Genomic DNA, 6,000 nt, shown 5'->3' with positions numbered 1-6,000 from the left:
GAGCGTCTAGCAGTAGGAATCACCCTCCTTTAGGTGGGTGAGGATGTCAAAGCAAAGCCAAACAGATTAGAAAAATTGTGCAGCAATCCAAATTGCATCCAGAACAGGTCATCTATATTGGTGACCAGATCATTGATATAGAATCAGCTCATCGGAATAGAATTGCTGTCGCTGCGGTAACTTGGGGTTTTAATAGTGAATCTGTATTGGTGGCCCATCAGCCACATTACCTGATTCATAGCGTTCAGCAGTTAAAAATTCTGTTATTAACTTCACAATCCAGATTGGCTTAAAAACAAAAAAGGCCCCGAAGGGCCTTTTTAGAACATTTTATATATGCTTATTCCGCATTGACGGTTTTTTCAGTGACTTCTTCCGGATTTTCCAGCAATAACTTTTTGCCAATCGGAATTTGTCTTGGCAATTTTTCTTCCGGAATTACACGCTGCAGGTCAATCACGAGTAGACCGTTAGCATAATCTGCCTGCTGTACTTCAATGTGTTCGTCTAAACGCAGTGATAGTTTGAAGGCACGACGGGCTATACCTTTATGTAGATACTCAGTACCTTCAATCTGAACAGCTTCAGGTTTTCCAGAAATTGTCAGCAAGCGATTTTCAAGAGAAATACTCAATTCTTCCTGGTTAAAACCGGCGGTGGCTACGACAATTCGGTAACGGTTTTCACCATGTTTTTCGATATTGTATGGTGGATAATTTGGCGCATCGCTTTGCATGGCATAATCAATGAAATCATTGAGGCGATCAAAGCCAATGCTGCGGCGGAATAATGGATGAAGATTGATATTACTCATTATTAGAACCTCCTGAGGTCAGCAAAGTTTTAAAAATAAGAAAACACCGCTGTCATGATGATCATCGACAGGGCAAAAGATGGATAGACCATCCTTATGCAGAAATAAATATGTGTTCAGACCGAAAATTTTCAAGAAATTTAAGTGAAATTTTTTTAAAAATTAATTAATTTATTGAAATTAAATTAAAAATTATTTTATTAAGCATTGCTTGTTGTTTTTGACCAGATCCATTATTTTGTTGGAACACCATAATAAAGGTGTATGGAGTATAGGCACGAATGATTGATTTATATTACTGGGGTACACCCAACGGTCATAAGATTACAATCGCATTAGAAGAAATGGGGCTATCTTATCAGATCCTTCCAGTCAATATTCTGGAAAATGACCAGTTTCAGCCAGACTTTCTGGCAATCTCACCGAACAATAAAATTCCAGCTATTGTCGATCAGGATGGACCAGATCATCGGTCGATTTCGATCTTTGAATCGGGTGCCATCTTGCAGTATTTGGGACGTAAAACCGGACTGTTTTATCCGACCGATGAGATTAAGCGGATTCAGGTGGAACAATGGTTGATGTGGCAAATGGGTGGGCTAGGCCCGATGCTGGGACAGAACCATCACTTTAGCCGTTTTGCTCCAGAGCGGATTCCTTATGCAACAGAGCGCTATGTGAATGAGACCAAGCGCTTGTACGGTGTACTGGACAAACAGCTGGTCGGTCAGGACTATGTCGCTGGCGAATATTCAATTGCCGATATGGCGATTTTCCCCTGGTTACTTCGTTATGAATGGCAAGGTATTGATTTAGCGGATTATCCGGAAGTAAGCCGTTATATTGAGCGTATGCAGGCACGTCCTGCGGTGCAAAAAGCATTAGCGATTCAGGTCAGTTAATCTGCGATTGTTATGTTAAGATGTACAAAAGTTATTAAAACCACCGATTCAGGTGGTTTTTTATTGGATATCAGCATGAAAGCATTTTTCCTGAACTTCACTCGAATTGTGGAAACTAATTCTCGAATTTACTGGAGCATTATCTTTGGTCTGGCTGCCTGTTTAGCTTTGTTTGTGGCTGAGATTGTGCATATTCAGCTGGTTATTAATGAGCTGAATACCAAGGATCAGAATATATTGGCTGAGGCAATTTTGCCCTTGGCAACCAAATATAAATGGTCTCGTATCTTTGCAATCATACTCGCTCTTTTCTGGTCAAATATGGAATATCTGAAAGCTAAAAGACAGTTAAGACTGACACGCTAAATAGTCGGATCACTTAGATGGTATTACTGATTCTGTTTCTGTCTGCCTTTGGCGCGGCAACTTTATTGCCTTTGCAGTCAGAAGCGGTATTGTTAGGATTACTGGTCAATAGTAGCTATTCAGCATTTACTTTGATCGCCGTTGCCAGTATTGGGAATATTCTCGGCTCTTGCGTGAATTGGTATTTAGGTCTAAGAATTGAGCAGTATAAAGACCGGAAGTGGTTTCCAGTGTCTGAACAGCAGATGCAAAAAGCACAAAGGAGCTACCAGAAATACGGTTATTGGTCCTTGTTGCTGAGTTGGGTGCCCATGATTGGTGATCCAATTACCTTAATTGCAGGATTGCTTAAGGAAAACTTTGCTCGATTCTTACTGATCGTGAGTATTGCGAAAATCGGACGTTATCTGTTTATTTACATGGCTTATAGCATGATTTAAAAAAGAGGTTTGAAGCCTCTTTTGGTTTATTTGCATTCATTCAGTTTAAACTGAATTTCATCCTTAAAGCTGGATGGTTTATACAACCATAGGGTACTTGCGCGGCGTTTAGTAATGATCTGGGTATCTTTCAATGCATTTGCTACTTGCTGATCGAGTTGATAAATGCCTGAGCCTTTTCTGATCTTGACCTTTTTAATCTCGCCTTTGCGATTGGCTTTGATCTGAAACTCTACTGTTCGGTCGTTTTCATTCAGTAAATCTGTATCAACGTTTAGCTCAGGTTGGTTTAGATACTGGAATTTAGTTTTTTGCTGCTCCTGTTGTGCTTGCCAATTTTTAGAGTTGAAACTGTATTCGCAAAATTCCTGATCCTGGTCAATCAGTTTCAGGTTAAACACCTGATAGCCAATGATCGGTAGTGCTGTTTTATTATCAATATGTGGTCTAACTTCAGCAGATTTCACGGCATTAAGTAGTAGCTGATCCAGCTGCTGGTAACCGGTACTGTCCTGAATGACAGCCTGTTTGATATGCCCCTGCTCGTTGGCATAGATACGTACCACCGCAGAACGGTCCTGACCTTTTAAATCTTCATTGCTATATTTTGGTTTGGGAAACTTGCTCCACTCAATGCGTGTCGTCAAATGTGTTGGCTGCACATCAATGGTCTGTGTGGGCAATTGCGGTGCTTTTTTTGTTGATGCGCTATAGCTTGCTGCAAAAGGGAAGCTCAACAACAGGGTCATACACAGAATACGTTTCATAAGTTTCGGTCTTGAATCAAGCAAAGAGGATGTTCAATTTTGAAGCGCAGTATTTCCTGAATTGGCAATACTGGCAAGTATCTCATTCAAAATAATTTATTTTTCTGCCTTATAAATATTGAAGGTGATAATTAAAAAATCATAATGAAGCCAAGCTATACATGTATTGCTGCAGGAGTCAGAAGTTTTTTGTGAGAAAGATTCGTGGATTATAAAAAGCTTGGATTAGTCAGCTTGATATTTCATCGCGCAATATTTATGGGAAAAAGGATTAAGTGCCTGTCATCTATCTTTTTACTTTTAATACTGCTTTTGTTTTAAACAAAGATGCTTTAGAATATCGGCTCCCTTACCTGCAGGGCGTCTTTGCAATGGTGCAGACGTGCCGAACAGGTGTTCAAAAGAGGTTGTTATGCCTAAGATGAAAACTCGCCGTGGTGCAGCTAAACGCTTCAAAGCGACTGCTAACGGTTTTAAGCGTAAACAAGCGTTCAAACGCCACATTTTGACCAAAAAATCTGCTAAGCGTATTCGTCAATTGCGCGGCTGTGTAATGGTTCACGTAAGTGACGTTGCTTCAGTTCGTCGTATGTGCCCGTACATCTAAGGAGATTATAAATGGCTCGTGTAAAACGTGGTGTACAGGCTCATCGCCGTCACAAAAAAATTCTTGCTCGCGCTAAAGGTTACTATGGTGCTCGTTCACGCGTTTACCGCGTAGCGTTCCAGGCGGTAATCAAAGCTGGTCAATATGCTTACCGTGACCGTCGTCAGAAGAAACGTCAATTCCGTGCTCTATGGATTGCGCGTATCAACGCTGGTGCTCGTCAAAATGGTTTGTCGTACAGCCGTATGATCGCTGGCTTGAAAAAAGCTCAAGTGATTATCGACCGTCGCGTACTTGCTGACATTGCTATGCATGACGCAGTTGCGTTTGCAGCTCTAGCTTCTAAAGCTAAAGATGCATTGGCTGCATAAGTCTTTATGACTTAGAAAAAAGATCGCTTTTAGCGGTCTTTTTTTTGTCTGATGAAAAAGTATAAGCTATTTAAAATATGACAAATGACTTAGTGCTAATGAATGAGAAAGATGAAGTACGAGATTTTCGTAGAATAAATGTGGTCGGTACCTCTGCCTCGGGAAAATCTACTTTTGCTCGTGCTTTAGCGGCAAAATTAGGCTTCAGTTATATCGAGCTGGATAATTTATTCTGGCTGGATAACTGGCAGGAAACTGTGGATCGAGAGTTCTTTGATAAAATTCAAGCAGCCATCGATCAGGCCAAAGATGGCTATGTGATTGATGGTAATTATACTCGCAGTATTCCCGTCAAATGGGCTGAGATCGACAGTGTGATCTGGATTGATTTACCGTTCCATCTCAATCTATATCGTTCCATAAAAAGAGCCATACAGCGGGCAATTAGCAAACAACCGCTTTGGCCAAACTCGAATAATACAGAAAGTTTCAGCCAGATGTTGAGTCGTGATTCCATCATCTGGTGGATGATTAAAACCCACCAGAAAAATCGTCAGCATTATTTAAAGTTGATGCATGCGCCTGAATATCAGCATATCCACTGGATCAGATTAAGATCGCCCCGAGAAATTGACGCTTTTCTGGCACAGCATTAAAGTCCAAAATAATAACCAATCAAACAGATAATTACCGTAATAATAATCAGGGTAATCACATTGCCTGAATTGGATTTGGCAGCATCATGAGGTTTGTGTGCTTTAGAGGGTTTGGTCACATGCTCGTCGGTAGTCATTCCTGCAAATGGATCAGCGCTGATTTTCGGACTCAGTTTTGCAGTCTTGTAGTGATTCGCGATTTTAACAATAAACTTTGCTTTCAGATCATCAATTTTTTGCGAAAAATGACGTAGATCAAGCTGTTGATCTGGTGTTAGCACTTCACCATTTTCATGATAAGGATGCTGGATTTTAGCTTCAATCAGTTCTTCCAGCGCATCCAGACGGTACAGCATGTCATGGGCAAAGTCAGCTGCATAATCGGTTGGTAATAACGCCAGTCGATAAGTAGTGCTGGTATCTGCAGTAGAAGACACACCATAATAAGGTTGTCCAAGCTGAGCAGGTTGAACAAGACCTTGCGTAAATCTGGTATCAAATAATTCATGATCCATAAAGGCCTGAATATCATCCCAGTTTGGTTGTTCCAGGTCTGCAAGTACACGTTTGGCCAGTTTGCTGTTGAGTTCATATTGCCAGAAAGTTTCATGACGTAGAGAGGATCGCTGCATAGCAGGCGCTTCATAGTCATTATCTGCCGTATACCATTCGGGTAATTCCTTACCAATAATCCAGGCATTTTTTTTCTGGGCTTCATGGCTGACAATGAAATATTCAAATGGCAGCAGTTCTACATTTACATTGGGATTCTGTTCATCTTCAAGCAGGGTAGAGCGGTGCAGACTTAGACGTTGTACGCCCTGTTTTTTCAAACCTTCCAGCCATACCTGAAAATGCTGCGCTAAAAGATGCTGTGAAATCAGATCACGAAAGGCAAATTGATGCTGATTAAAGATGGAATGCTGAAGCCAGCGATTGAAACTTAAGTCCTGAGACAGGTACTCATTTCCATAAGTTACTAAAGTAAGTTGCTGTTTCCAAATTTGATCGATTGCCATAATGATTTGATCTAATTGATATCATGTTTATTTTATACTTTTTATTTTTGCATCTGCC

The 6,000-nt window shown here is 40.7% G+C and carries 10 protein-coding genes; 7 read left to right on the top strand and 3 right to left on the bottom strand.

All coding sequences use genetic code 11. The annotated features are described in order from the left end of the window. The first annotated feature begins 65 nt into the window (after window positions 1-65). A complete protein-coding gene (locus C8322_RS09935) occupies window positions 66-293 on the top strand; it encodes an HAD family hydrolase (RefSeq protein ID WP_081400747.1) in 228 nt (75 codons plus the stop codon). 47 nt (window positions 294-340) lie between these two features. Here the strand turns inward: C8322_RS09935 and C8322_RS09930 are convergent, their stop codons facing one another. After that, window positions 341-814, bottom strand: coding sequence for an Hsp20 family protein (locus C8322_RS09930; RefSeq protein ID WP_004889904.1), 474 nt, complete (start codon window positions 812-814; stop codon window positions 341-343). A 281-nt stretch (window positions 815-1,095) separates the two neighbouring features. Between C8322_RS09930 and C8322_RS09925 the strand changes: the two genes are divergently transcribed. From C8322_RS09925 to C8322_RS09915, 3 genes are all read left to right on the top strand, one after another. Further along, window positions 1,096-1,716, top strand: coding sequence for a glutathione S-transferase family protein (locus C8322_RS09925; RefSeq protein ID WP_004889903.1), 621 nt, complete (start codon window positions 1,096-1,098; stop codon window positions 1,714-1,716). Window positions 1,717-1,791: 75 nt separating this feature from the next. After that, window positions 1,792-2,082, top strand: a complete 291-nt coding sequence (locus C8322_RS09920) for a hypothetical protein (protein WP_004889900.1) — start codon at window positions 1,792-1,794, stop codon at window positions 2,080-2,082. A gap of 17 nt (window positions 2,083-2,099) precedes the next feature. Continuing rightward, on the top strand, window positions 2,100-2,522 hold the full coding sequence (locus tag C8322_RS09915) for a YqaA family protein (RefSeq protein WP_004889899.1): 423 nt from the start codon (window positions 2,100-2,102) through the stop codon (window positions 2,520-2,522). 26 nt (window positions 2,523-2,548) lie between these two features. On the opposite strand, the gene C8322_RS09910 is transcribed toward C8322_RS09915, so the two are convergent. Continuing rightward, entirely contained in the window at window positions 2,549-3,289 is a 741-nt protein-coding gene (locus C8322_RS09910; protein WP_004889893.1) for a TonB family protein, read from the bottom strand. 412 nt (window positions 3,290-3,701) lie between these two features. Between C8322_RS09910 and rpmI the strand changes: the two genes are divergently transcribed. From rpmI to C8322_RS09895, 3 genes are all read left to right on the top strand, one after another. Then, window positions 3,702-3,896, top strand: a complete 195-nt coding sequence (gene rpmI, locus C8322_RS09905) for a 50S ribosomal protein L35 (RefSeq protein WP_004278281.1) — start codon at window positions 3,702-3,704, stop codon at window positions 3,894-3,896. Window positions 3,897-3,907: 11 nt separating this feature from the next. Then, a complete protein-coding gene (gene rplT, locus C8322_RS09900) occupies window positions 3,908-4,267 on the top strand; it encodes a 50S ribosomal protein L20 (RefSeq protein ID WP_004647525.1) in 360 nt (119 codons plus the stop codon). Window positions 4,268-4,344: 77 nt separating this feature from the next. Continuing rightward, the gene (locus tag C8322_RS09895) at window positions 4,345-4,923 is read left to right on the top strand and encodes a hypothetical protein (RefSeq protein WP_004889890.1); all 579 of its coding nucleotides are present in this window, start codon (window positions 4,345-4,347) and stop codon (window positions 4,921-4,923) included. Here the strand turns inward: C8322_RS09895 and C8322_RS09890 are convergent. Beyond that, window positions 4,920-5,942 (bottom strand): hypothetical protein, encoded by a 1,023-nt coding sequence (locus C8322_RS09890; RefSeq protein ID WP_004889886.1) that lies wholly within the window; start codon window positions 5,940-5,942, stop codon window positions 4,920-4,922. The genes C8322_RS09895 and C8322_RS09890 overlap by 4 nt on opposite strands. Window positions 5,943-6,000: the final 58 nt, after the last annotated feature.

This window comes from Acinetobacter sp. SM1B (genome assembly GCF_003289665.1).
GTDB classification, from domain to species: Bacteria; Pseudomonadota; Gammaproteobacteria; order Pseudomonadales; family Moraxellaceae; genus Acinetobacter; species Acinetobacter schindleri.
The sequence above is the reverse complement of the archived record's forward strand: the minus strand, read 5'-3'. Positions and strand labels throughout refer to the sequence as shown.

Excerpts from the sequence above, each read along its gene's own strand:
- rplT (WP_004647525.1), top strand. The coding sequence starts at position 3,908 with ATGGCTCGTGTAAAACGTGGTGTACAGGCTCATCGCCGTCACAAAAAA.
- C8322_RS09895 (WP_004889890.1), top strand. The coding sequence starts at position 4,345 with ATGACAAATGACTTAGTGCTAATGAATGAGAAAGATGAAGTACGAGAT.
- C8322_RS09910 (WP_004889893.1), bottom strand. The coding sequence starts at position 3,289 with ATGAAACGTATTCTGTGTATGACCCTGTTGTTGAGCTTCCCTTTTGCA.
- C8322_RS09930 (WP_004889904.1), bottom strand. The coding sequence starts at position 814 with ATGAGTAATATCAATCTTCATCCATTATTCCGCCGCAGCATTGGCTTT.
- rpmI (WP_004278281.1), top strand. The coding sequence starts at position 3,702 with ATGCCTAAGATGAAAACTCGCCGTGGTGCAGCTAAACGCTTCAAAGCG.
- C8322_RS09925 (WP_004889903.1), top strand. The coding sequence starts at position 1,096 with ATGATTGATTTATATTACTGGGGTACACCCAACGGTCATAAGATTACA.
- C8322_RS09920 (WP_004889900.1), top strand. The coding sequence starts at position 1,792 with ATGAAAGCATTTTTCCTGAACTTCACTCGAATTGTGGAAACTAATTCT.
- C8322_RS09915 (WP_004889899.1), top strand. The coding sequence starts at position 2,100 with ATGGTATTACTGATTCTGTTTCTGTCTGCCTTTGGCGCGGCAACTTTA.
- C8322_RS09890 (WP_004889886.1), bottom strand. The coding sequence starts at position 5,942 with ATGGCAATCGATCAAATTTGGAAACAGCAACTTACTTTAGTAACTTAT.